This window comes from Bacillus sp. FSL K6-1560 (genome assembly GCF_038592935.1).
Classification (GTDB): domain Bacteria; phylum Bacillota; class Bacilli; order Bacillales; family Bacillaceae; genus Bacillus; species Bacillus subtilis.
Genome location: NZ_CP151946.1, coordinates 2125713 through 2147636, shown reverse-complemented (window position 1 = coordinate 2147636; position 21924 = coordinate 2125713). Strand labels below are relative to the sequence as shown.

The window sequence follows — 21924 nt, the reverse complement described above, 5'->3', positions numbered from 1 at the left end:
ATAAAGGTGATATACATTAGAGATTGTGAAATTATTGTAGCTGCAGCTTGTCTAATGAAGGGAAGCAAATTTATGAAGAACTGAAGAAGAAAACAATTAAGGTTATACTAAGAAAGAACTGCTCAATTAGAATTATTGACCAAAAATTTGAGGATGATAGCTTAGATTAGTTTTACAAAGAAGTTGCAGGATTGTTATTTGAAAGGACTCTGAAAAAGAAAAATAAGAATTGACAATCGGGGTAACTGTGGAATGTAACCGAGCCTCCAAATCAAAATAAATTTCTTTAACTTTCTTTTTTTATTTAAAGAGGGACTGTATATCCCTCTTTAAAATTAAGCTTTAGATTGCTGCTGGAAGTAATAAAAATTGTACTTTTGATCAAACGCTTCTTCGCTTCCACAAAGAAAAATAATGAATTCAATAAATGCGATAATAGACGGGATACCAGTCCAGCAAAACAAAATATATAGAATACCTTGTCCTACTCTTCCCAAATAAAACTTATGTATTCCCAGACCCCCGAAGAAAAATGCTAATAATGCCGCTACAATTTTGTTCTTCTTGCTTACCATGACTTCCTCCTAGTTCATTGCTACCATTTTTAAAGTAATGCTTTCACATTATAATGCATTTTCCACCAGAAATCGTGAAAATTTTGAAATTTTTTTGAGATTTTTTATTTTATTGAGAAATGAAAGCTCATATAATTGAACTAGATGGTATTGGGAGGCGTTTATTCAAAATGTATGGCCAAAGATTACGTCAATTACGAAAGGCACACAAATTAACAATGGAACAGTTAGCTGAGAAAATTGGAATTGCAAAATCAAGTTACGGCGGGTATGAAGCTGAAAGCAAAAAACCACCATTGGACAAGTTGGTTATTTTAGCTAGACTATATGATGTTTCAGTTGATTACATACTTGGATTAACAGATGATCCTGATCCTAAAGTGGAAAGAAAAAATCTAAAAGAGTTTTTAGAAAAACCAGATATTCACTGGGATGGATATAAACTTACCCCTGAGATATTAGATCCTATACGGAAAATTTTGAAGTTGGTTACTGCAAACAACAATTAAAAAGAGCCCGCATAAGGGCTTTTGCATAAAACAATTATTTTATTTCTTTCTTGTAGTATTGCTCATATTTTGTAAACTTATCTTTTAAATCTTCAGACATATTAATACCTTCTTCAGTTAATCTTTTAACGATATCATTTGAGTTAACTGGGTTTGGAGGCATTTCAGTCTTCCATCCATCCCACTCCGGTTTAAGTTCATCAAGTCCAAAGCTATGCTTCTGTTTTAGTAAAGCGTTAAATTCCTCAAATAAATTTATTGCATTTAATCTGCTGATCTTTTTTGCAACATATGCAAGACTGCCATCATCAATCTCTAATTCATCTTTTATTTTTAAGATCTGTTGCTTATACTCATCTTTACGTTCGGGACTTAATCCTAACATTGTATTGCTATAAAAAAGAGTTTGTAAGGACACTTCTAATAATGGTTTAGCTACTTGCTTTAAGTTATTCAACGTTGCATAAGCCTCACTAACGACATTTTCAACTTTCCTAAGCTCTGCTTCAAAACCCGCACCTTTGAAAGAAGAAAACTTTTCAAGGTTAATGAAAGCACTTGCAACAGCACCTGTTAAAGCTGCTATGCCCATTTCAGTTGGTTTTCCCATAAACCCAAAAATAAGTGTGGGAACCATAATTAAAATGAGTGAAAAACAAGTTTTCATAAAATGCTCTACCTCCTAACTGCCCATTTAAATAAAAGGATTCTTTTATTTAAAAAGCCTTAAATACTGAGTTAAAGAAAAACAACAAAATAATGATGGCTAGTACAATAACAATCTCAAAAGTGTGTGAACTACCATCTTGTTTTTCTCGTTCCGTTCTCTCCCTTATTTGCTCCCTATATTTTCTTTGTATTTCATTCTTTTTCTTGTCCATCTTACTCGACCCCTTTCAAAGTAAAGCCAAGCAATTCTGAATTATTTTTATTCCTTTCTTTTGACTCTTAATTTAATCCATTCTTCATCATCAGAATATGGTTTTTTGGTTGTTCTATACCATCCGTTCTCCGTCCCCTGGCTTATCAAACTGTATAAGAGCTATGTAGTATCTCCTGAGTCTGTACCAAAGAGTTATAGAGCCACCAAAGTGATCCCGATAGTGATATTCGGCAATTTCTTCAGCGCCAAATTCTTGACCTATTTGACCTCATTCTTTAAGCACATTCTAAACCCCACTCATAATAAAATGATTATTTTATTACTATTATACTACAATTTTCCATGGTCACACTAAACAAAAAGCAGTCTATTCAGATCTACTCCTTAGTGTTTTCATCTTTTAACTTTTTGTTTAGTTTGAAACCAATTAAGACATTGAAAATAGCTGATGGAAGATATAAAACTCCTGCACCTATTATTCCTAATGCAGTACTTGAACTCACTATAAATGTCTGCATTTCTGTGTTTCTTGACTTCAAGCTAAGTAATACTAGAAGGCCAGCTAAAACTCCCATAAGCCGTGCAATACCTGGAATAAAAAAATCTGTTAGGACTCCAAATAATTGCCCTATAATTGATAATGTAATCCCCAAAAAGCTGGACAATAAGACTAAATTTTTAACGGCGTTTCACCCCTTTTCAAAGCCGCTTCCATTGACTTCTTATATACCGTGTGAACCTTAACCTTGTTTCAGGTGAAATGATCTCGTATTTTAGGATTTCTTTCTCTTTTTTAGTTAGGCCCAAAAACATTTCCTTTCCCCTAACTGTATAAAGTACGATTTTATGTAGATCTAGAAAACTTGTAATTATTTCCTAACCTTACAACTTTAGTATACCATTTTCATCCTGAGTGATCGATATGGTTATGATTTTTTGGAAAATCAATAACTTATGCAGCTCGATGTTTAGATATGTACAGACTTTATCTAACAGCTCTCTTGGATACCGCTCCATTTCATCTCTGTATAACTTTCTGACAGTCGGATACTCATGATCAATATCTCTGGATAGCTGCCTAATACTGATCTTCCTTTCGTCTAATATGTGCTTTAAATTTGATTTAATCAGTGTTCTCGCCTCAATTTTGATCACTTAAAATGATCATTAAATTTGTATTAATGGCCAAGGCTTTCAATCAGCCTTAACCCTAAAGAAGCTTAAAATAGATATCATCGGGCTCGTCATGGTCAATCCCATATTTGCCTTTAATTTTTACGTCCCCACAACCGGGATTCTTTTCGACTCATAACGAGCTTCACTAGCTGCGCTCAATGTTTTTCGTAATAATAGGATTTGAACCAATGATAATTTCTACCCTTATTTTCACACCATTCAATAAATCCCTTTGATTGTTTTTCTGTAAACAACACCCAATCATTCAACAGATCTTGATAATAGTTAAGTGCTTCATTATTGTTATTTCTTGTTTGTTGACATTCTACCTTGTTGTTTAGCTGCAGCGACTTAATAATAAGTGCTGTATCTTCTTTAATATCGCCAAGATACAAATCTTCGGATATATGATGAAATGAATACCAAAGGGCGTTCAAATTAATATCGATTAGCGTTAATAAGGATAATTGTTCATTGCTGCCACCAAGTCTAAGCGCATTGTGTAAGTAATCGACACGTTTTTCGGTATTTAAAAACACGCCATACCACCTATATGGCCTTGGATCTTCCGGATTATTCTTCATCCATCCCTCAAGTAAAGGCTTTAAAAGTTCCTCTTCCAAAGGATGAACGAGTACATGGTGAATATCATCTGATGTTTCAAATAAAGCAAATAGCCAACAAGCAAACTTCTGTTGGGCATTATTATCCCACGTTTTTGCTTCATCAATAAAGGAAGATAATGCTTTAAAGGATTCCTTACGTAACCCTTTTTCTTTGAGGGAGCAGAACTTTTGAAGTAATGGATATTCATCCAATCTGTCACTTTTCAAGATATTAGTTAAGATATTTACCATTGCTCACATCTCTCTTCGTTAAGAATAAAGTCCATGTTTTATTTAGGTTTTGTACCTTGCTATATCACTAAGAATAACTTGATTTCCATTTTCCTTTTTCTACACCTGAATGTTTTTCAAAATGCTATAGTTGCATTATTTAATTTACTTCACTGAAAGTAATATGAACAATAAACTGAGTTGTTATCTTCAACTATAAAGTATGTATCCTGGATTAAGAAATTTGTAAAGCCAGCTGTTTTAAGTATCGCTTTACTCATCTTGAGCATATCCATCTGGATATCATAATCAGTTTGAAGATCCAAATTAGTAGTAAACGCTGCATGTAATTCAAAGAAAGAATTATCAAATTTAAAGTTTAGGATTTTCATAACGATCCCCACCTTACCGTTTCCTTTATTATACAGTGAGAGCTTAACTAATTAAAACTGCTGTTTTATTCAAAACTTAATGTCCTTTGTTCCTTTCCCTCTTCCGACCATTGCGGATGCTAGCCACTTCATAGTTTCTTTAATATAGTTTTAATATAATAAAAGCTTCATGAGAAAAGGTCATTTTTTGCCCGCTTGCACACCCCCCAACATTTTTAGTTATAATTATTATAAAAATCAATAGGAACTATAAATATATTAAAGAGGGATTGCTATGACTAAATTATATACATGTTTAATTTGCGGATATAAAGGATTAAGTGAAAACCCATTAAACAATGATGGTGAGTATCAAAAAACATTTGAAATCTGCCCTTGTTGCGATTTTGAATACGGCTACAGTGAAGATCATGACGTAAGCTTAGGTTTTATTGTAACTCCAGATTATTTAATTGACGCTGCAATTCAGTTATACCGAAAACAGTGGATTGAGAATGGAATGAAAATTGCAAATCCTGAAGATATTCCAGAAGAATTAAGAAACGGTGACTGCTTAAAATTTGAGGTGTTGTTAAAGCAATTGAATAGCCTAAATCTTGATACAGAAAACTTTGAAATCAAGGAATTTAATGGTTATTAGGCAGCTTCAAGCCCCCTGTATGGGGGCTTTCTTATTATTGTAAAGACTATCAGAAGACTATTTTAGTATTAATATCATTGATTATTCTTTCTCCATATTCCCCTGACCAACACTTCAACTTCTTTAACCTCAACTGTTTGCTGCATCACATCCCTCCTTTTTGTTTTTCGTGTATCAAGCTTGTACAATGACATCATAAAGCAATTCAACATAGATCAATTCTTACCTGAAGGTGAATATCACCCAAACTATAATGTCGCTCCTTCACAAAACATCCTGACAATCATTAACGATGGATCCAATAACCGTCTGGGCAAGCTTAGATGGGGCCTTATCCCTCCTTGGACTAAAGATGAAAAGATCGGATACAAGATGATTAATGCTCGTGCCGAAACACTGGCCGAGAAACCAAGCTTTCGAAAGCCACTTGTCAGCAAACGTTGTATCATACCCGCTGGCAGGTATACAGAATACCGTTCTGCATTATCTTCCCGAGCTTCCACCCACTCATAGTCACCCACCGTCCAGAAACGCGGTGAAGCTTGACCGTCGCTGTCTTGATATTTCAACTCTTGCTGAAGTTCTTTTAAAAACTGAATATCTTGATTCATTCATTTCCTCCTATCTGTTTAAAATCTCGATTTTAAGTTAACTTTAAAGTACATGGTCTTGAGAAATTCCCCTTTAATTGGTAAGCCGGCACCTAGGATCATACAAAGCAGGTGATATCTTGAATAAAAAAATCGGAATAAGCGGTGATTACTTTGATAGGCTTGACTTAAATATTAGACTTATCATCTTACCTGAAATCGCTTTGATCATTGTTTTGGTATCTATTGCAGTAAATTTAATGAAACTTATTGCGAATTGGTTAAGGAAAACACCTCATGGTAAAGAGTCTTAACTCATTGCCTTGTGGTCTCTTATGTATGAAATCAAATGCTTTCTCTAATTCCTTCTCTCCTGTTACCGCTGAGTAATAACAATTACTTGGCCATATCTTATATTGCATATAGGGGTTAATCAGTCGAGATCATTGAGGGATTAAAATATGGCCAAATAAATGCTCCATTTCCATTAAAAAGACAAGGTTGAATATGTAGTACTTCACTCAGAACATTTTCTTATTAAGGATATAATAAGTGTTCGTATTAATTTTTCCTGTTACGATAACGATCAAAAACAGAGTTATCTATCCCATTTCAAGCCAGATATTCTGCTTTTTTTAAAAATGTTCTTGATTTTCACTTTTATATATATCAATAAAGCATTCGGACATAACCATTATATGTAACTGAAATGCAGGTATAAGACTTATTATATAAAGATTTAACTACCAATATGTGGGGTCTATTAACATCCAAATACTCAAAAGCAAGAACGAATGTACTCATAGCACTTCCATTTCCACACCCTATCCAAATTTTCATTTTCCTAATTTCACTTTAAATCGCCCTATTTCACATCGTAATCGCTATCGTAAAAGCCTATATTATCAACGTTTTTCCTTCTGAAAATTTTCCCTTTTTATTAATATCTCCTTAAAACAACCACTTTTCCCTACTCCCACTTACATTTTATCGTTTACCCCCTATTCACTAATTAAAGTATCAAAAATCCTTATGTTTACTGTCTTTTTTAACTCATTATAAATTTTTACGATAAGCATGTTATTCGTGTACGTTATACGACTTGACTGTATTTGGTGACGATTTAACAGAGAAATTTAATGCACTTCTAACTTTTTAAACTGCAATGGGTATCATTGTTGACTCAACAACTCAAGGTATTTCTGATAGTAAACAAGCAATGGATTATGATTCACCGAGATAAAACCCCTGCCCTTCTCTTAATTGAAGAGGGTATTTTTTCGCTTTTTAAGAAAATGTTAATCTTCCTTAAACACTTAAATATGATAAAATATTACATATTTAGTCTATTGGATACATAGAGGGAGGGATTTCAATGGAGCAATTAATTCCGTCATCCACGGTTGGAGTTAAAATCAATGAGTGGTATAAATACATACGGATGTTCGCCGTTCCAGATGCTGAGATATTAAAAGCAGAGGTTGAAGAAGAAATAAAACATATGAAGGAAGATCAAGACTTATTGTTGTATTATTCTCTAATGTGTTTTCGTCATCAGCTAATGCTGGATTACCTTGAACCTAAGTCATTGAATGAAGAACGCCCTAAAATTTCAGACTTATTAGAAAAGATCGAAAGCAGTCAAACAAAGCTTAAAGGTGTCCTGGAATATTACTGCAATTTCTTTAGAGGAATGTACGAATTTGATAAGAAGGATTATATAAAAGCAATAAGGTCATATAAAATTGCTGAGAAAAAGCTCGCTTTAGTAACAGACGAAATTGAACGAGCTGAGTTTTATTTCAAAATGGCTGAAGTGTATTATCACATGAAACAAACCCATGTATCAATGCACTATGCTGAAGCAGCACTTAACATTTATAAAGACCAAAAAACTTATACTGTTCGCCGAATACAATGTGCATTTGTTGTAGCAGGCAACTTTGATGATCTGGAAAGTCATGAAAAAGCAGTTCCGCATCTTCAAAGAGCCCTAAAAGATTCTAAAGCTATAAACAAGCACAAACTAATTGGGGCATCATTATATAATTTGGGAAATTGTTATTATAAGATGAAAGAGTATGACAAAGCTGCTGAATATATTGAACAAGCAGTTTCACTGTACGAAAACGATAAAAGTGATCTTCTCCCTCACACGTTATTTACACTGACACAAATTTACTTTAAAATGAAGAATATTGAAAAAGCCTTTATACTTTATAAAAAAGGAATCGAGAAAGCACAAGCCATTAACGATGATGTCTTAGTTGCTGAGTTTAATTACTTAAAGGCTTTATATATCGACTCTATAGATAAACGCACAGTTTTCCGAACTTTTTCTGTACTTAAAGATAATGTAATGTATCCAGATTTAGAGGAATTAGCACTCGACACGGCTAATTATTGTAAGGAGATAGGGCAATTTGAGAACTCAACCACCTTTTTTGACGTCATGGTGGATGCCCGAATCCAAATACAAAGAGGAGAGTGTTTATATGAAATTTAAACTTGCATTAGCCACCTTGTCAGTTGTCGTTGGATTAGCAATTTTTAGTGGCTTTTCATCCTCGAATGACAAAGAGTTCCATGAAGCTAAAAGGAATATTACTTCTATTCAACCGACCAAGTTTTTTGTTTAATATTTAACCCATTAGAAACATTATCGAGCAATGGGTGCTACTAATTTGTCAACTCTTTATTAATCATTAGCTAATTAAACTAAAAAGACCGCACTACGAAATACAGTCAGTGTGGTCTTTTGTCTTCAAAATAAAATTTTAATGGAAAGTTTGTTACCACATATGCAAAGCAAGAAACGAAAGCCCCCATGCTAATATGCCGAACATTACGAAGAACCTAAGAAAAGTTTCATATTTTGTAAGTCTTCGTTCTCTTTTTATTTTACTCAATCTCCAATAAAAGGCGTAGCCGGAGAACAATAAAATTATTTGTCCCAGTTGTGACACAGATTCTAAAAATTCTATCCCATTCATTGATTTTCACCTCGTTTATTTATGAGAAAAGTAGGTTTTATTACTCAGATGAAAAAACCATTTCCAACTGTTTAAGTAAAAATAAGTAAGCCATACTGTGTCTAATGGTATAAGAAAAGATGTCCTCTGTGTCTAGTAAAACCATAGTGTATGGTGGCAGAATACGTTATGTTTCTCTATTAAAATAAGCAAATTAACATTGTAGTTTTATCATCTTAACTTTATGATTTATGTCCACCAGTTAGCCCTGCTCTGTAAAGCGCAGTACCAGCAGATGTATAAGAAACTGCTCTAAGAATCGCTTTCGATCTGTATTTACTTCTAAACCCAAGTTTCCTTCTCTTTTCATTATCCACTTTAAATAAACTCAACTGTTGATTAACATCATCCTCAATATTTGATAACGTAACTGAGATACTTCTCACTGTTTTACCCGAGTAAAACTTATCAAGCAACATCTATATATGTCCCATCGTGATAATTGTGGGAAGATCTATAATTGTGGGAAGATCTATTGTTTTGGCTCGGTGAAATCCACCACCAAGATCATCTTTACTGTATCCAATACCCAGGCTGATTGTTCGACCAGCTTTGTTGTCTGCACCCTTACCGGAAAACTCGGTGTCATCTAGGTCAGCTACAGACTTAAACGCTTTTTTAAGCTTCACCATTTGCGACCTTAGTTCCTTATACTCTTTGGTTCTTTTATCGGCCTCAAAGAGTAATGAATCAGCCTCAAATACCTTCATATCATTCTCCTTCCTAGACTACTCTATGTAAATTTTACCACAGTAATCTATTTGAATAACAGAAAAAGACAGCCCAAATGACTGTCTTATACATCACACACTATCTTGTTCTATAATAATTTTCCGCGGTATAGTAGCGCCAATCCCAAAAAGGTTCTCCATTGGCCAATATATACCGGTCTAAAAATATTTCAAAGTTTACATTTAATGGATTATATTCTAAACCACTTTCAAATATATAGAGATAGTTGGGATCACCTTGGTTCACTTTATCTTTATCAATCATTAAATGGCATTCTTCCAATAAGTAGCCAATTGGAATACCATTGATATCTTCAAACAAATCCTCATATTTTAACTCCTCTTCAATCACTTCAAGGCTAAATAGCTGAAGTCCACCACCTATATTCTCCCCATCAGAAAGAATCTCAAAAATTTTCGCGCCGTTATGCAGTGTCATGAACTTCTGATAATCCTCTGGAAGGGTAATCTGATGTTTAGCTTCAAAGCTTTGAATGTCGTTAAGGGTTGCTTTGTCCTGTGAAAATGTAACAAGGAACTCCATGATATCTCCTTCAGAACAAAACAATTGAATGGCTCCTTTTTCGTCTAAAAGACTTTTCAAGCCATTTACAGTCTTATGAACAAAGTTAGTCACATACATCACCCCTTTATTTCCTTTTAACAATAACCTTTCAAATTCCAAAAGATGTGAACAGATCGTGATAGGTGCTCTTTTCAGTGAATATAATGCAATAAATTCTAAAAAGAGGTGCCTCCAAAAATTGAATTCTCTAATGAATGATGACATGGTAAAGATCATTAGAAATGGCCTTAGCGCATCGCAGCATCCAAAGCACATTCTTGTTATAGGAGCTGGATTGTCCGGGCTTGTATCAGCATCATTGCTGAAAAATGCCGGTCACAGAGTAACGATTCTCGAAGCGAGCGGCAGAGCGGGCGGCCGTGTCTGCACTTTGAGAGCTCCCTTTAGTGATGATTTGTATTTTAACGCTGGCCCGATGCGCATACCGAATAACCATTCGTTAACCTTAGAATATATAAAAAAATTCAAATTGCCAACAAATGTATTTCTCAACAGAACCCCGATGGACATCATTTATGCAAATGGAATCAAAACACGTCTCCAAGTTTTTGAACGAGCTCCTGGAATATTGAGATACCCAGTTGCACCAAATGAACAAGGGAAAACGTCTGAAGAGCTGATGCTTTCTTTACTGCAGCCTATTCTAAATTTTATCAATCAAAATCCAGCGAGAAATTGGCGGATTGTCGAAGAACAATACAAAAATCATTCGTTAAGCTCTTTTTTAAACACGTATTTTTCATATGGCGCGATCGATATGATTGGTGTACTTTTGGATATGGAAGCGTATATGGGGATGTCCCTTGTTGAAGTATTGCGGGAATCTATCTTTTTTTCATCGCCCGCTCACTTCTATGAGATAACTGGCGGCATGGATCTGCTGCCTCACGCGTTTCTTCCTCAATTAAAAACAAACATTCTATACCATCAAAAAATGATGAAAATTTCTCAGGGGGAAAATAGTGTTACGATCCATTGTCAGCATCAACAAACGGCAGAATTTGCATCGTTCACAGCAGATCTCGCTATTGTAACCATTCCTTTTTCAACATTGCGATTTGTAAAAGTCGAACCATACCATTCATTCTCTTACTATAAACGGAGGGCCATCCGTGAGCTAAACTATATCAGTGCAACAAAAATCGGCATAGAGTTTAAAAGCCGATTTTGGGAAAAAGCCGGGCAGCGCGGCGGCAAATCTATTACTGATCTACCGATTCGTTTTTCGTATTATCCAAGCAGAAATATTGGAGCAAATGGACATGCCGTCATTCTGGCAAGTTATACTTGGGCTGATGAGGCACTGATATGGGACAGTCTTTCAGAAGGAGAGCGAATCCAGTATACTTTACTGAATTTATCTGAAATCTATGGTGATATTGTGTGGTCTGAATTTGTGTCTGGCACTTCTTTTAGCTGGAACCAGTACCCGTATTCTGCGGGAGGTTTTACAGCTTTCGAACCAGGACAAGAATTAGAGCTGTATCCCTATATTCCTGTCCCTGAGGGCAGAATTCATTTCGCCGGAGAACACGCCTCACTCACTCATGCGTGGATGCAAGGCTCGATTGAATCTGGAATACGTGTTGCTTATGAGGTCAATCGCTTACCTTAGATCATGCTCACCTTCTGTACTAAAAGATTATTACATTTCATATAATAAGATCTTGATTAGACGGACAAATTCAATCACAAAAACAAAGTAATCCTTGCATTCCTTCGCCCTCCATGCTATATTCATATAGCGATGAGCTGAATTGTGTAAGCCGATGTACATGCCTTACGGCACACACGAATGTGGCGTGTGGTGCATCGCCTCAATACGCAAAAGACGTTTGCCTTAGGCAAACGTCTTTTTTTGCGTTATCCGATTTTTGTGCCGTTTGGGACAGGCTGATCCGGCTGCAAAAGGACGACGTCGGCCTGGCCGGGTATGCCCCCGAGGACCAAGACTTCCGATTTAAATCCGGCGATCCGGCGGGTCGGAAAGTTCACGACTGCTATGACTTGCTTGTTGATGAGATCTTCTGGCTTGTAACGCTTCGTGATTTGTGCGCTCGATTGTTTTATGCCGATTTCAGTCCCAAAATCTATCACAAGCTTGATTGCCGGTACTCTTGCTTCAGGAAATTCTTCCGCTTTTACAATTGTTCCCGTTCTGATATCCAATTTCTCAAAGTCTTCAATGACTGCCATATCAATAACTCCTTTTTCTCCTATTGTAAAGGAGATATTCAAGATTTGTTTAACCAAATAGCCATTATTTTTTATCTGAATATAAGGTGTTTCGATACAGGCGGGGCGGCATTCCTGTGCTTTTCGTGAACCATCTTGTAAAAGAAGAAAGGTTTTGAAAGCCCAGCGCCTCGCTCACGACGGTAAGGGTTACATTTCTCTCCATCAGCATTCGTTTTGCTTCCTCAAGGCGAAGGTCGGCAATATAGTTCTGCGGGGACTTCCCTGTCTGTTTTTTGAACCAGCTTGAATAGTAAGCTGGGTGATAATGCTCGATTTCTGCCAGCTTCTTAATCGTCAGCCGCTCAAATAAATGGCTGTGAATGTATGCAATTGAGGCATAGCTATGGGATTGAAGCTTTTCTTTTATGTATTGTACTAGCATATGAAGCGAGTTGGCTGTTCCGGCCTTTGCTTCCTCTGTCAGCAAGTACCTGATCGAAGACCAGAAAGGATCGAGTGCAGCTTCAATTCCCGATCCTGCACGATACTCATCAATTTTCATTGCATGAAGCGGAACATCCAGTACAAGACATTCATTTCTTCCGATAGAACGGAAACGATGCTCACACTCCGGCGGAATATATAAAAAATGATCTGGCTTTAATTTCACCTGGCGCTCTTCAGTCTCAAGATCAATACTCCCTTCAAGCGGAAAAAGAAATTGGCTGTACGCGTGCTTATGTGAATGATAAAGGCGTGTGTATGTCCGTTTTTCGCAAATCATCTCTTGAAGCGAATCCATCAGCAACCCCCTTCCTTTGGTCAGCTTTTAATCCGGTAATGGTGTTCCGATATAGGCGAAAATCCGATTTTTTCATATAAAGAAACTGCCGCCAGATTTTCTTTCATCACTTGTAAAAACATGCGTTCCGCTCCGTTGTTTTTTGCCCATTCAGTCAACACCCTGATCACTTGGGTTCCTGCCCCTTTTCCTCTGTGCTCCTCAGCTACAACGATATTACTAAGTCCGCCATAACCATCAATGACAGAAACCGTGCCAAGCGCTGTCAGGCTTTCTTTGTCATACATCTTGAAAAAAGTTTTACACGGCGGCATGCGTTCGAAAATGTGTTTGTAACCTTTGTGACGCTCGGGTGAAAACCCTTCTAATTGAATAAATTCATCTATCCAAACAGATGATGGCTCTTGTTCCCACTTGTATGTAAATCGGCTGTTGTCATTTGTTCGGCTCATAATTGACCGGCACAACGCTGTCATCTGGAAGCACTCGTCTACCTTTTCATAACGGCTGTCTGCCAATGCGTCATCAAGCCCTTTCGGTGATGCGTTGCTAATATGAAAACAAACAGGTAAGCCTAAACTTTGATAAAAAAGTTCAGCCTCTAGCTGAAAATCCCCTTCTGGCATATCCGCAGACGTCCATACGCTATTTGCCCTTTTGGTTACGCCAAAATTCGCTCTGAGAAGCCATTGCCCTATGCTTTTTTGAAAATAAGCCGGCCATGAAGCTGCCGCTAACCGTTCAATCTTGTGAATGTCATCCATTGCATAATGCCTCTCCCCTATGTATACTCCCTTGATATTATACAATATTCAGAAATATAAGACATCCATTTATTTGTTTACATAATATTTTTATTGTTTATTAATAATCCCGACAAAAATGTCCGAATTGAAAATGACAGGCTTTCTAAAATGTCCTCTTCACGTTCAAATGCTTCTTTTGCGATTAAAGCAGTAAAGCCATGCAGCAGGCTTCTAAGCCCCCTTGTCGCATGAATGGCAGTCTTTTCACTTGCATAGCCGTTTTCAATGAGCAGCTTCGTCACAAGACAGACAATTTGGTCAGAGACGATTTCCGTCCGTTTGTCCTGAACCTTAAGCAGAGCCGCTTCATAATATCCGGGATTTTCAATTGCAAAATCAACATATGCATGTGCTAAAGAAAGCATAGCGGAATCTCCCTTTCGTTCGGTTACGGAGTCCGCCATTTGATCAAAAAGCTTTGTCAGTCCTCTGACAGCAAGTTCTGTTCTGATCGCTTGCAGCCCGTTGATATGGTTATACAATGACGGGGGGCGCACATTCATTTTTTTAGAAAGTGCCGCAAGTGAGACACCATTTACCCCTTCCTGATCGGCAATCTCCGCTGCAGCGTCTACAATCATTTTTTGGGTCAAACCTATTCTCGGTGACATGCTCATCATCCTTTCTTTGCTTTTTGGATCGCCTGTCTCATCCGCTCTGCGGGTGATCTCAGGAAATTTCCATGTCCGACAGCGAGACAGGAAGGCGCCTTATCGGCGAGCAATTGTGCACTTTTGATGGCCTCTCCTTATTCCATGTGGCGAAAGCGGGAAAAGGAAACGTCCATTTTATCTGACCTGATACAGCGATTCCTCCGCGCAACTGAAACGCATCTCCTGCTATTAAAGTGCCGTTTCTTGTATCAAGAAATGACATGCTGCCCGGTGTATGGCCCGGTGTTGGAATGGCAAGCAGAGAACCAATTGTTTCACCGCCCGTCAGCAGTTGGTGAGGCTTTGTTTGTATGTGTTTCGGAATACCTCCTTTTATAGGCGTCTGCGGCTCATCTTGCCGCAAGGATGTGTCACCTTGAAGCAAGAATGAATCCCGTTCCGAGATCATGACCTTTGCATGCGGAAATGTTTGTGCCAATGTATCCAGTGATCCGACATGGTCCCCATGTGCATGAGTCAGTAAAATATGCTGAAGCGGTTTTCCAAGCTGATTCACAGCTTGAATAATCCCTTTATAGCTGCCTGGCAGTGCGGCATCAATAAGGGTGACTTCGTTTTCTTCCTCTACTAAATAGCAATTAACCGGAAACAATGCTGGAAAAAAAGTCAGCTGCCAAACCGTTTGGTACTGAGTAATTCTCATCTTTTTACCCTCCTAACAAAAACTAATGGCGTTAGTTTTATTATTAACTAACACCATTAGTTTTTCAAGAGTTTATTATTTTTTTATCGCTACATAAATGTTAACTTGTGCTCGCTGTGGCACTGCGGCACTTTGATCATACATCTCAAAATCACCTGTAAACGTGCGCAGATGCCGCTTATCCCAAGTCCAAATTTCCTTCCACGTTTCAAGCACAATCTCTTCAATAGGACCGATTCTGGAAGTGAAAACGGCGTAAGCGGAAGCCGGCAAATCAATGTTTTCATATGGTCCCGGAAGAATGTCGTCGTATTCCTGAAACGTTCCGACTGAAAACGTATAAAACCCATTCGTCTCTTGTTCATAATTCGAATATAAGGCAATAATGCTCTTGTCTTTTTCAGCCTGTGATAAAAGAGCGCTCATATCCTGCTTCCAGAATTGGTCCCACAGTGCCGGAATCCTCCTTTCTTCCGTCATTTCCAGTGCGTTGCTTGTCCGTTGTGACAGTCCGGCAAATCGTTTCCGGTCTAAGTGTGTTATATGTGAAAAGCCCATACGATCTCCTCCTTTTTTTAAGATTATAGACAAAGAAACCTGACAGCAGTGTGTCAGGTTTCATATATTTTTTGCATGTGATGAATGGTTTCTTTTACTCTATCCCGTATATGAAGAGGCTGCAGAACCTCAATATCCTTTCCGAACTGGAGCAAAAAACCGATCAGCCATTGATCTTCTGGAAGTGAAATCACTGCCCGGCAGATTTCATCTTCCTCACAGTGAAGGACATCATATCCGAACCATTCACCTATACGCTGACGTGCTGCCGGCTGAACAAGAATAACCAATTCAGTTAAACGGCCCTTCTGGTACCAATTCTTATCCCATGGCAAAGTGTCCAGCTGAATGTCTTTTCTGATAAAGGTCTGATGTAAGATAGCCAGATCTTTCATCCGGTTTAGTTTAAAAAAACGAAAATCATTTCTTACCAGGCAGTAGGCATATAAATACCAGTGCCCCGCCTTGCAAACCAATGTATAAGGTTCAGTTTCACGAAGAAGTGTTTCCCCGCTTGCGCTTGTATATGTAAAAGATATCGTTGACAACCGATCGATGGCGGCGCTGATTTTCTCACGAAGCGCCTTTTGATCCTCGGTATGGCCCCATGCCGTCATGTCAATAAACCATTTTTCTGTTTGGTGCTTAAATGCTTGAGCAGATTGCTCAGGTATAAGGTGTTTGATTTTTTGATAGGCTGTGCTGTGAGAAATTGGTTCATACATAGATGAAACGCTTTGCAAAGCGGAAGCAATTGCAAACAATTCCTCCTCCTTCAGCCACTCTCTTTCAAGCCGATATGTTTCCATGATGCCAATTCCGCCCCCGGAACCCTGTGAGGTCACAATCGGAATACCAGCCCTATTGATCGTCTCAATATCACGGTAAATTGTTCTGACAGATACTTCAAACAGCTCAGCAAGCTCTGCAGCCTGCACTTGTTTTTTGCTGATCAATAACACAACCATCGCTAACAAACGTTCCAGTTTCATTCTGCGCACCTTTTCTTCTTGTATTTTCCAACAAAACAATCATAACATTTTGATAAAGCTTGGGCATATCTATTATGCGGCGGAATACACCTTGCATATGCTATGAAAACAGGGGTTTCCCCTTCTTTTTTGTGTTCAGTATTTATTTCAGCTACTATTTCTGACCGGATAAGCATACACTTCTCAACGGAGGGGATTTCACATCATGCATCTTACACTTCAGAGCGTTTATCCTGCCATGATCATCATCTTTTTTCTGTATAAAAAAATTAAAAGGTCCATCGGATACCAGCCGCTGAAGCCCCGCTGGCTGTTCACCCGTATCATTCTTTTCTCGCTGTTTGCTTTTGGCCTTTCAATCTTCAGCGCCATTCACCCTTTTTTATATGGATATCTCATTTTGGGCATTCTTGGCGGATGGCTCCTTGTCTTTTTCGCTAAGAAAAACATCTCTTTTGAAAAACGCAGAGGAAAGATCTATTTTCGGACTCATATTTGGGTAGAAATGATTCTCCTAACCTTATTCCTGTCAAGATTTCTATATCGAGTGACAGAGCTTTATCTTACCTCGCCTGATCTAAACAGCCTTGGATCTTACAGTCAGTCAATCGGAACGGACCCTCTGACAATAGGCGTCTTTTTTCTGATAGCCGTTTATTATATCGGTTTTTCTTCTTTTGTCATCAAGCTCAGCAGAAACGAACTCGAACAGCACGGACACAATAAAGAAAAAGACATCCTTGCCCGCTAGCAGCGAGTTAAGCAAGGATGTCTTTTTCAATCATGCTGTGTATGATCGATCATTTGCTGAAGAACATCTAAAACATGTTCATCCTCCGGAGAGTAATAAATCGATGTTCCTTCTCTGCGCGATTTGACAAGTCGAAGATTTTTTAAAAATCTAAGTTGGTGGGACACGGTGGATTGCAGTAAATTCAGCTTTTCTGCAATTCCGTTTACTGCATGCTCACCCTGGGACAATAAATGGAGAATTCTGATTCGGGTAGGATCAGAAAGCGCTTTGAATGTTTGCGCGACTAGAAACAGCGTCTCCTCGTCCAGATCAGCAGCCGATTGTTCCGTTTCTCTAAATTCAGTCATATGGTATCACCTTTCTTTATTCATAGTTTTATCTTATAACAAATGCGCTTGAGTGCAAACCAGCCTGCTTGTATTCCATTTCAATCTCATAGTTTAAATTTATGTTTCAAATCAGGTTTTTACTTGGTCTGATATACCGTCTTATGTCATAATAAAAAAGGTCATACTGCTCCAAACATTGAGGGTGAAACACAGTGAAGAAAAAGAGAAAAGGCTGTTTCGCTGCTGCGGGTTTTATGATGATTTTTGTCTTTGTCATCGCCTCTTTTTTATTGGTCCTGCTTTTTTTCAACCGGGATTTAGTCAAAAAACTTCCGATCGATACGAAAACGATTGTTTTGGAACGTTTAACCGATTACAAACCCTTGGTGGAAGAAGAGCTTGAAAGCCAAGGACTCTCTAATTATACATCACTCATATTAGGCATGATGTATCAGGAGTCAAAAGGAAAAGGCAATGATCCCATGCAGTCCTCTGAATCTCTGGGGTTAAAACGCAATGAGATAACAGACCCTCAACTCAGTGTTAAACAAGGCATCAAGCAATTTACCCTCATGTACAAGACCGGTAAGGAAAAAGGCGTGGATTTGGATACCATTATTCAAAGCTACAACATGGGGGCAGGTTACATTGATTTTGTAGCTGAACATGGAGGAACGCATACTGAGGAATTGGCAAAACAATACTCCGAGCAGCAAGTCAAAAAAAATCCTGATCTGTATACTTGCGGGGGAAATGCGAAAAATTTCCGCTATCCGTATTGCTACGGTGATTATACGTATGCAGAAAAAGTAAAAGAAAAAACAAAAACTGTTGAAGAATCTTTGCAGGTTGCAACACTTGAAACCATGGAATCCAAGGCTCATGAATAAGAGTCTATCAATTTACTGACAAAAGCCCAAAAATGAATTTGGGCTTTTGCCATGTTTACACGTAAAAAAAGCCATACTGAGTATGGCTTTTAATAATACGGTGAAATCATCAAATATACAATAACGCCTGTAAGGCTTACATACAGCCATAGAGGCATTGTCCATCTCGCAATTTTTTTGTGGCGCTCTACCTGCATGCTGAAGCCTCTGATCAGCGTAAACAGCGCAAGCGGCACAATGATTGCAGAAAGGCAGATATGTGTAATTAAAATAAAGAAATAAATCGGGCGCATAATACCTTCTCCGCCATAGAGCGTGTTTTCCGCAATCGAGTGGTACGTCACATAGCAAATCAAAAATAGTAATGTTGTTGTGAATGCGGCCAAAATAAAGCGTTTGTGAGCTTTGATATTTTTCTGTTTAATCATAATCAGCGCGGCCAATAAGAAGATAAACGTAAAGCTGTTGAATATCGCATTCAGCATTGGCAAAATGTGAATATTCGCATGGCTGAACTGATCTAATTTAGGCATAAAAAACAGCACTGCGATTAAACCGTTAATCAGAACTGTCAGCGTAAGGACAATCCCCGTGTAATTTTTCGGTTTATTTTCTGTTTGGTTCATTTGGTGACCTCTCCTAATTTGTACTGGCTATCCAAATCGTATGCAAATTCAAAGAAGATGTCAACGGTTTCGATTGCTTCGTCAGAAATTAGACACACTTCAAAGGCCGGAGGCTATTAGCCCCGGCCTGTTAGGTTTACGCCTCTTTTATCAAATGTTCAATGACCTTATGTTCATTTTCATTCAGCAGGTTCTTTTGAATTTTCGAATGAATGGGTTTATTCATATGCTGATCCAAGATATCGGCCGTTTCTTTATCCCCGGCAATAACCATTCGTTCCCATCTTTTCGCGGCAGCTTTTTGATCAAGGCTGGCAGCCAGCCGCTTATACAGTCTCGATTGGTTCTCTGTTACATGTTCCCTCATCCGGTTCTCTTCAAATGGTGGCGCTTTGTCTACAGCGGAATGGCTATTCTTCCAAGACTCATTGATCATATCATACTCATAACGCTCCACCGCCTCAATTTTCCCTAAAACGGTTTCAATAATTTTCACTTCATGCTGCTGAGTTAAAATAAACGCCGTACTTGGGTATGCCTGGCGCAAATCCTTCAGCTGATCCAGGACAGCTGTTTCTTCCCAGTAAAATCTTGTATCTACAGGGACTTGAAGCTTAATAGGTTCCCATATGCCGCTGTCGGAAACAAAAAACACGAGACTGCGGGGCATGTCTTTTCCCATTGCATTCAAGTATTGATTCATTTTAGCCCTGATTCCATCCAGACACTTTTCCTCCTCTGGATCACTAGCTGCCAAATACTCTTTTAATCGGCTGAATCCTGACTTTAGGGCAATCTTCCATTCTCCCCCCTGCTGCTCTGGATCTCTCATGTCTGTATTGAGATACAGAGAGAGAAAATTTTATCCGGCGGTTCCAATTGGACATACTGTAATTTGTTAATCAATGAATCAATCGCCATTCCGATTCCTCCTTTTTCACAGGTTAGTTTTCTTTTTCCTCTCTTAAAAACGATCAAACCTGACTTTCCGCTAATTTCTAGTAATAATGGAATTGTTGTTTACAATACGCCTCTCTTCTAATACAATTGGTAACTGTGTTTCTAAGCTGTTTTTTGAAAGGAGTTTGATCTTGTTTACTATTAAAGAAAAAAATCGTCAAGAGCTTGAAGAAGAACTAAATGATTTAGAATTTCAAATTTATCGCATGCAGGAGAATATGAAGGATTTATCTAAAGATGCCAAAGTGCTTGGTATTGATCAATCGAAACATGATGAGTGGATGATTGTTTCCTCGATTGATGATGGCCAAACATGCAAAATTATGCTAACTGATTGTAAAACGGCATACCGAGGAAAAGGCTGTTTTTCACTTGTAGCGTCTTACAAGGACGATGCCATTCATATAGGGGACATCAAAGGCCCTCCGAATCACGGGTTTGGCTCCATTTGCATGAAATATTTAAAAGATATTGCAAGAGACCATAATATACCGAAAGTCACCGGAGACATCGCCAAACGGGATTGGAATCATGTAGACCGGCTGATTCACTTTTATGAAAAACATCAATTCAAAGTATGTATCGATCATGATACCCAATCCGGCAGCATTAAGTGGGTTGATTTGTAAAAAAGTCTGGAAGAAAGAGCCAAGATATGCTGTAATGGTATAAAACCATTGATGGAGGGTTCTATGTACGCCTCAAAACTGAAAAAGGGAGACGAAATCCGGATCGTGTCTCCCGCGACCAGCATGTCTATATTATCAAATGAAGCAAAAATCCAAGCAAAAACGGCGTTAGAACGCTTAGGTTATCGGGTAACCATCGCTGAACACGCAAATGAATGTAACGAATTTGATTCATCCTCTATCGAGTCAAGAGTCCATGATCTGCACGCTGCCTTTTTTGATCCAGGCGTCAAAGCGATTTTAACGACACTCGGAGGGTTTAATTCAAATCAGCTGCTGCGTTATCTTGATTACGAGAAAATCAAACGACATCCAAAAATTCTGTGCGGCTATTCCGATATAACCGCTCTTTGCAACGCTATTTATCAAAAAACGGGTCTTGTTACGTATTCAGGTCCCCACTTCTCAACATTTGCAATGAAAAAAGGGCTTGATTATACACAAGAGTATTTTCTTTCTTGCTGCGCTTCAGACGATCCGTTTGAAATTCTTCCTTCAAGTGAGTGGAGCGATGATCGCTGGTTTTTGGATCAAGAAAACAGGCGTTTTTATCCTAATAACGGCCCTGTTGTAATCCAAGAAGGTTATGCGGAAGGCACTTTAATTGGCGGAAACTTATGCACGCTTAATTTGCTGCAGGGTACGGAGTATTTTCCTGAAACAGAACATACTATTTTATTGATTGAAGATGATTATATGTCAGACATCCATATGTTTGACCGCGATCTGCAATCACTCATCCACCTCCCCGCTTTTTCACATGTAAAGGCGATTTTGATCGGCAGATTTCAGAAAGCATCAAACGTATCAATGGATCTTGTAAAAGCCATGATCGAAACAAAAAAAGAATTATCCGGCATCCCGATCATCGCAAATATAAATGCCGGACATACCTCGCCAATTGCCACGTTCCCTATAGGAGGAACATGCAGGATTGAAGCTATTTCGGGTACATCACGCATATGGATTGATAAACATTAATCAGCTTGTAAATTTTTTTTACAAGCTTTTTTAGCGCAATCGGTTATGCATGCCGCACGAGACATGACAAATGTCATATAGGAGGCATGATG

Annotated in this window: 24 protein-coding genes and 7 pseudogenes; 12 read left to right on the top strand and 19 right to left on the bottom strand. The window is 38.2% G+C overall.

Annotated features, from left to right (window positions below; translation table 11 throughout):
• Positions 1-335 precede the first annotated feature (335 nt).
• Entirely contained in the window at positions 336-575 is a 240-nt protein-coding gene (locus NYE22_RS12025) for a TM2 domain-containing protein (RefSeq protein WP_014477028.1), read from the bottom strand.
• 170 nt (positions 576-745) lie between these two features.
• On the opposite strand from NYE22_RS12025, the gene NYE22_RS12020 reads away from it, so the two are divergent.
• The gene (locus tag NYE22_RS12020) at positions 746-1084 is read left to right on the top strand and encodes a helix-turn-helix transcriptional regulator (protein WP_015251936.1); all 339 of its coding nucleotides are present in this window, start codon (positions 746-748) and stop codon (positions 1082-1084) included.
• A 34-nt stretch (positions 1085-1118) separates the two neighbouring features.
• Here the strand turns inward: NYE22_RS12020 and NYE22_RS12015 are convergent, their stop codons facing one another.
• The 4 genes and pseudogenes from NYE22_RS12015 to NYE22_RS12000 all read right to left on the bottom strand — a co-directional run bounded on the left by NYE22_RS12015 (position 1119) and on the right by NYE22_RS12000 (position 4000).
• Entirely contained in the window at positions 1119-1751 is a 633-nt protein-coding gene (locus NYE22_RS12015) for a hypothetical protein (protein ID WP_161986058.1), read from the bottom strand.
• A gap of 49 nt (positions 1752-1800) precedes the next feature.
• Positions 1801-1965 carry a hypothetical protein gene (locus NYE22_RS12010; protein WP_021481433.1) on the bottom strand — a complete coding sequence of 55 codons (165 nt, stop codon included), beginning with the start codon at positions 1963-1965 and terminating at the stop codon, positions 1801-1803.
• A gap of 906 nt (positions 1966-2871) precedes the next feature.
• Positions 2872-3098 (bottom strand): annotated as a pseudogene (locus NYE22_RS12005) (helix-turn-helix transcriptional regulator).
• 200 nt (positions 3099-3298) lie between these two features.
• Positions 3299-4000 carry a hypothetical protein gene (locus NYE22_RS12000; protein WP_038829963.1) on the bottom strand — a complete coding sequence of 234 codons (702 nt, stop codon included), beginning with the start codon at positions 3998-4000 and terminating at the stop codon, positions 3299-3301.
• 645 nt (positions 4001-4645) lie between these two features.
• On the opposite strand from NYE22_RS12000, the gene NYE22_RS11995 reads away from it, so the two are divergent.
• From NYE22_RS11995 to NYE22_RS11970, 6 genes and pseudogenes are all read left to right on the top strand, one after another.
• Positions 4646-5011 carry a hypothetical protein gene (locus tag NYE22_RS11995; protein WP_161986059.1) on the top strand — a complete coding sequence of 122 codons (366 nt, stop codon included), beginning with the start codon at positions 4646-4648 and terminating at the stop codon, positions 5009-5011.
• A gap of 180 nt (positions 5012-5191) precedes the next feature.
• A pseudogene (locus NYE22_RS11990) lies at positions 5192-5467 on the top strand (SOS response-associated peptidase family protein); the annotation flags it as partial.
• 274 nt (positions 5468-5741) lie between these two features.
• Positions 5742-5915 carry a hypothetical protein gene (locus NYE22_RS11985; protein ID WP_154213112.1) on the top strand — a complete coding sequence of 58 codons (174 nt, stop codon included), beginning with the start codon at positions 5742-5744 and terminating at the stop codon, positions 5913-5915.
• Between the two features lie 782 nt (positions 5916-6697).
• Positions 6698-6844 (top strand): annotated as a pseudogene (locus tag NYE22_RS11980) (phage holin); the annotation flags it as partial.
• A gap of 132 nt (positions 6845-6976) precedes the next feature.
• Positions 6977-8107, top strand: coding sequence for a tetratricopeptide repeat protein (locus NYE22_RS11975; RefSeq protein WP_021481447.1), 1131 nt, complete (start codon positions 6977-6979; stop codon positions 8105-8107).
• Positions 8097-8240: a hypothetical protein gene (locus NYE22_RS11970; protein ID WP_153801665.1), complete on the top strand. Its 144-nt coding sequence runs from the start codon at positions 8097-8099 to the stop codon at positions 8238-8240. Before NYE22_RS11975 ends, NYE22_RS11970 begins: the two co-directional genes overlap by 11 nt.
• A 153-nt stretch (positions 8241-8393) precedes the next feature.
• Here NYE22_RS11970 and NYE22_RS11965 read toward each other — a convergent pair whose 3' ends face one another.
• The 4 genes and pseudogenes from NYE22_RS11965 to NYE22_RS11950 form a co-directional block, all read right to left on the bottom strand.
• The gene (locus NYE22_RS11965) at positions 8394-8594 is read right to left on the bottom strand and encodes a hypothetical protein (protein ID WP_021481449.1); all 201 of its coding nucleotides are present in this window, start codon (positions 8592-8594) and stop codon (positions 8394-8396) included.
• 221 nt (positions 8595-8815) lie between these two features.
• Positions 8816-9190 (bottom strand): annotated as a pseudogene (locus NYE22_RS11960) (UV damage repair protein UvrX); the annotation flags it as partial.
• A pseudogene (locus tag NYE22_RS11955) lies at positions 9188-9343 on the bottom strand (T7SS effector LXG polymorphic toxin); the annotation flags it as partial. The pseudogenes NYE22_RS11960 and NYE22_RS11955, both read right to left, overlap by 3 nt.
• Positions 9344-9443: 100 nt before the next feature.
• Positions 9444-10001 carry an SMI1/KNR4 family protein gene (locus NYE22_RS11950; RefSeq protein WP_161986060.1) on the bottom strand — a complete coding sequence of 186 codons (558 nt, stop codon included), beginning with the start codon at positions 9999-10001 and terminating at the stop codon, positions 9444-9446.
• Positions 10002-10128: 127 nt separating this feature from the next.
• On the opposite strand from NYE22_RS11950, the gene NYE22_RS11945 reads away from it, so the two are divergent.
• Complete coding sequence (locus NYE22_RS11945; RefSeq protein WP_161986061.1) at positions 10129-11565, top strand: flavin monoamine oxidase family protein; 1437 nt, start codon at positions 10129-10131, stop codon at positions 11563-11565.
• 248 nt (positions 11566-11813) lie between these two features.
• Here NYE22_RS11945 and csaA read toward each other — a convergent pair whose 3' ends face one another.
• From csaA to NYE22_RS11910, 7 genes and pseudogenes are all read right to left on the bottom strand, one after another.
• The gene (csaA, locus tag NYE22_RS11940) at positions 11814-12146 is read right to left on the bottom strand and encodes a chaperone CsaA (protein ID WP_286316310.1); all 333 of its coding nucleotides are present in this window, start codon (positions 12144-12146) and stop codon (positions 11814-11816) included.
• 64 nt (positions 12147-12210) lie between these two features.
• A complete protein-coding gene (locus tag NYE22_RS11935) occupies positions 12211-12936 on the bottom strand; it encodes a helix-turn-helix domain-containing protein (protein WP_080474439.1) in 726 nt (241 codons plus the stop codon).
• A 14-nt stretch (positions 12937-12950) separates the two neighbouring features.
• Positions 12951-13694 (bottom strand): GNAT family N-acetyltransferase, encoded by a 744-nt coding sequence (locus tag NYE22_RS11930; protein ID WP_319620038.1) that lies wholly within the window; start codon positions 13692-13694, stop codon positions 12951-12953.
• A gap of 77 nt (positions 13695-13771) precedes the next feature.
• On the bottom strand, positions 13772-14347 hold the full coding sequence (locus NYE22_RS11925; protein ID WP_029318048.1) for a TetR/AcrR family transcriptional regulator: 576 nt from the start codon (positions 14345-14347) through the stop codon (positions 13772-13774).
• Between the two features lie 5 nt (positions 14348-14352).
• Positions 14353-15053: pseudogene (locus tag NYE22_RS11920) on the bottom strand (MBL fold metallo-hydrolase).
• Positions 15054-15128: 75 nt separating this feature from the next.
• Positions 15129-15611, bottom strand: coding sequence for a GyrI-like domain-containing protein (locus NYE22_RS11915; protein WP_014480008.1), 483 nt, complete (start codon positions 15609-15611; stop codon positions 15129-15131).
• 53 nt (positions 15612-15664) lie between these two features.
• Entirely contained in the window at positions 15665-16603 is a 939-nt protein-coding gene (locus NYE22_RS11910; protein WP_085187620.1) for a YafY family protein, read from the bottom strand.
• A 205-nt stretch (positions 16604-16808) separates the two neighbouring features.
• Between NYE22_RS11910 and csk22 the strand changes: the two genes are divergently transcribed.
• The gene (gene csk22, locus NYE22_RS11905; protein ID WP_095843767.1) at positions 16809-17354 is read left to right on the top strand and encodes a mother cell-specific sporulation protein Csk22; all 546 of its coding nucleotides are present in this window, start codon (positions 16809-16811) and stop codon (positions 17352-17354) included.
• A 26-nt stretch (positions 17355-17380) separates the two neighbouring features.
• On the opposite strand, the gene czrA is transcribed toward csk22, so the two are convergent.
• Entirely contained in the window at positions 17381-17704 is a 324-nt protein-coding gene (gene czrA, locus NYE22_RS11900) for a Zn(II)-responsive metalloregulatory transcriptional repressor CzrA (protein WP_076458013.1), read from the bottom strand.
• Between the two features lie 194 nt (positions 17705-17898).
• Between czrA and NYE22_RS11895 the strand changes: the two genes are divergently transcribed.
• Positions 17899-18576 (top strand): lysozyme family protein, encoded by a 678-nt coding sequence (locus tag NYE22_RS11895; RefSeq protein WP_014480011.1) that lies wholly within the window; start codon positions 17899-17901, stop codon positions 18574-18576.
• Between the two features lie 89 nt (positions 18577-18665).
• Here NYE22_RS11895 and NYE22_RS11890 read toward each other — a convergent pair whose 3' ends face one another.
• Positions 18666-19202, bottom strand: a complete 537-nt coding sequence (locus NYE22_RS11890; protein WP_003231280.1) for a DUF420 domain-containing protein — start codon at positions 19200-19202, stop codon at positions 18666-18668.
• A gap of 136 nt (positions 19203-19338) precedes the next feature.
• Positions 19339-20123 (bottom strand): annotated as a pseudogene (locus tag NYE22_RS11885) (VLRF1 family aeRF1-type release factor).
• Positions 20124-20293: 170 nt separating this feature from the next.
• Between NYE22_RS11885 and NYE22_RS11880 the strand changes: the two are divergent.
• Complete coding sequence (locus NYE22_RS11880) at positions 20294-20791, top strand: N-acetyltransferase (protein ID WP_014477061.1); 498 nt, start codon at positions 20294-20296, stop codon at positions 20789-20791.
• Between the two features lie 63 nt (positions 20792-20854).
• A complete protein-coding gene (locus NYE22_RS11875; protein ID WP_014477062.1) occupies positions 20855-21832 on the top strand; it encodes an LD-carboxypeptidase in 978 nt (325 codons plus the stop codon).
• The last annotated feature ends 92 nt before the right edge of the window (positions 21833-21924 follow it).

Excerpts from the sequence above, each read along its gene's own strand:
- csk22 (WP_095843767.1), top strand. The coding sequence starts at position 16,809 with ATGCATCTTACACTTCAGAGCGTTTATCCTGCCATGATCATCATCTTT.
- NYE22_RS11970 (WP_153801665.1), top strand. The coding sequence starts at position 8,097 with ATGAAATTTAAACTTGCATTAGCCACCTTGTCAGTTGTCGTTGGATTA.
- NYE22_RS12020 (WP_015251936.1), top strand. The coding sequence starts at position 746 with ATGTATGGCCAAAGATTACGTCAATTACGAAAGGCACACAAATTAACA.
- NYE22_RS11995 (WP_161986059.1), top strand. The coding sequence starts at position 4,646 with ATGACTAAATTATATACATGTTTAATTTGCGGATATAAAGGATTAAGT.
- csaA (WP_286316310.1), bottom strand. The coding sequence starts at position 12,146 with ATGGCAGTCATTGAAGACTTTGAGAAATTGGATATCAGAACGGGAACA.
- czrA (WP_076458013.1), bottom strand. The coding sequence starts at position 17,704 with ATGACTGAATTTAGAGAAACGGAACAATCGGCTGCTGATCTGGACGAG.
- NYE22_RS11910 (WP_085187620.1), bottom strand. The coding sequence starts at position 16,603 with ATGAAACTGGAACGTTTGTTAGCGATGGTTGTGTTATTGATCAGCAAA.
- NYE22_RS11875 (WP_014477062.1), top strand. The coding sequence starts at position 20,855 with ATGTACGCCTCAAAACTGAAAAAGGGAGACGAAATCCGGATCGTGTCT.
- NYE22_RS11915 (WP_014480008.1), bottom strand. The coding sequence starts at position 15,611 with ATGGGCTTTTCACATATAACACACTTAGACCGGAAACGATTTGCCGGA.
- NYE22_RS11925 (WP_029318048.1), bottom strand. The coding sequence starts at position 14,347 with ATGTCACCGAGAATAGGTTTGACCCAAAAAATGATTGTAGACGCTGCA.
- NYE22_RS11890 (WP_003231280.1), bottom strand. The coding sequence starts at position 19,202 with ATGAACCAAACAGAAAATAAACCGAAAAATTACACGGGGATTGTCCTT.
- NYE22_RS12000 (WP_038829963.1), bottom strand. The coding sequence starts at position 4,000 with ATGGTAAATATCTTAACTAATATCTTGAAAAGTGACAGATTGGATGAA.
- NYE22_RS12015 (WP_161986058.1), bottom strand. The coding sequence starts at position 1,751 with ATGAAAACTTGTTTTTCACTCATTTTAATTATGGTTCCCACACTTATT.
- NYE22_RS11965 (WP_021481449.1), bottom strand. The coding sequence starts at position 8,594 with ATGAATGGGATAGAATTTTTAGAATCTGTGTCACAACTGGGACAAATA.
- NYE22_RS12025 (WP_014477028.1), bottom strand. The coding sequence starts at position 575 with ATGGTAAGCAAGAAGAACAAAATTGTAGCGGCATTATTAGCATTTTTC.
- NYE22_RS11930 (WP_319620038.1), bottom strand. The coding sequence starts at position 13,694 with ATGGATGACATTCACAAGATTGAACGGTTAGCGGCAGCTTCATGGCCG.
- NYE22_RS11975 (WP_021481447.1), top strand. The coding sequence starts at position 6,977 with ATGGAGCAATTAATTCCGTCATCCACGGTTGGAGTTAAAATCAATGAG.
- NYE22_RS12010 (WP_021481433.1), bottom strand. The coding sequence starts at position 1,965 with ATGGACAAGAAAAAGAATGAAATACAAAGAAAATATAGGGAGCAAATA.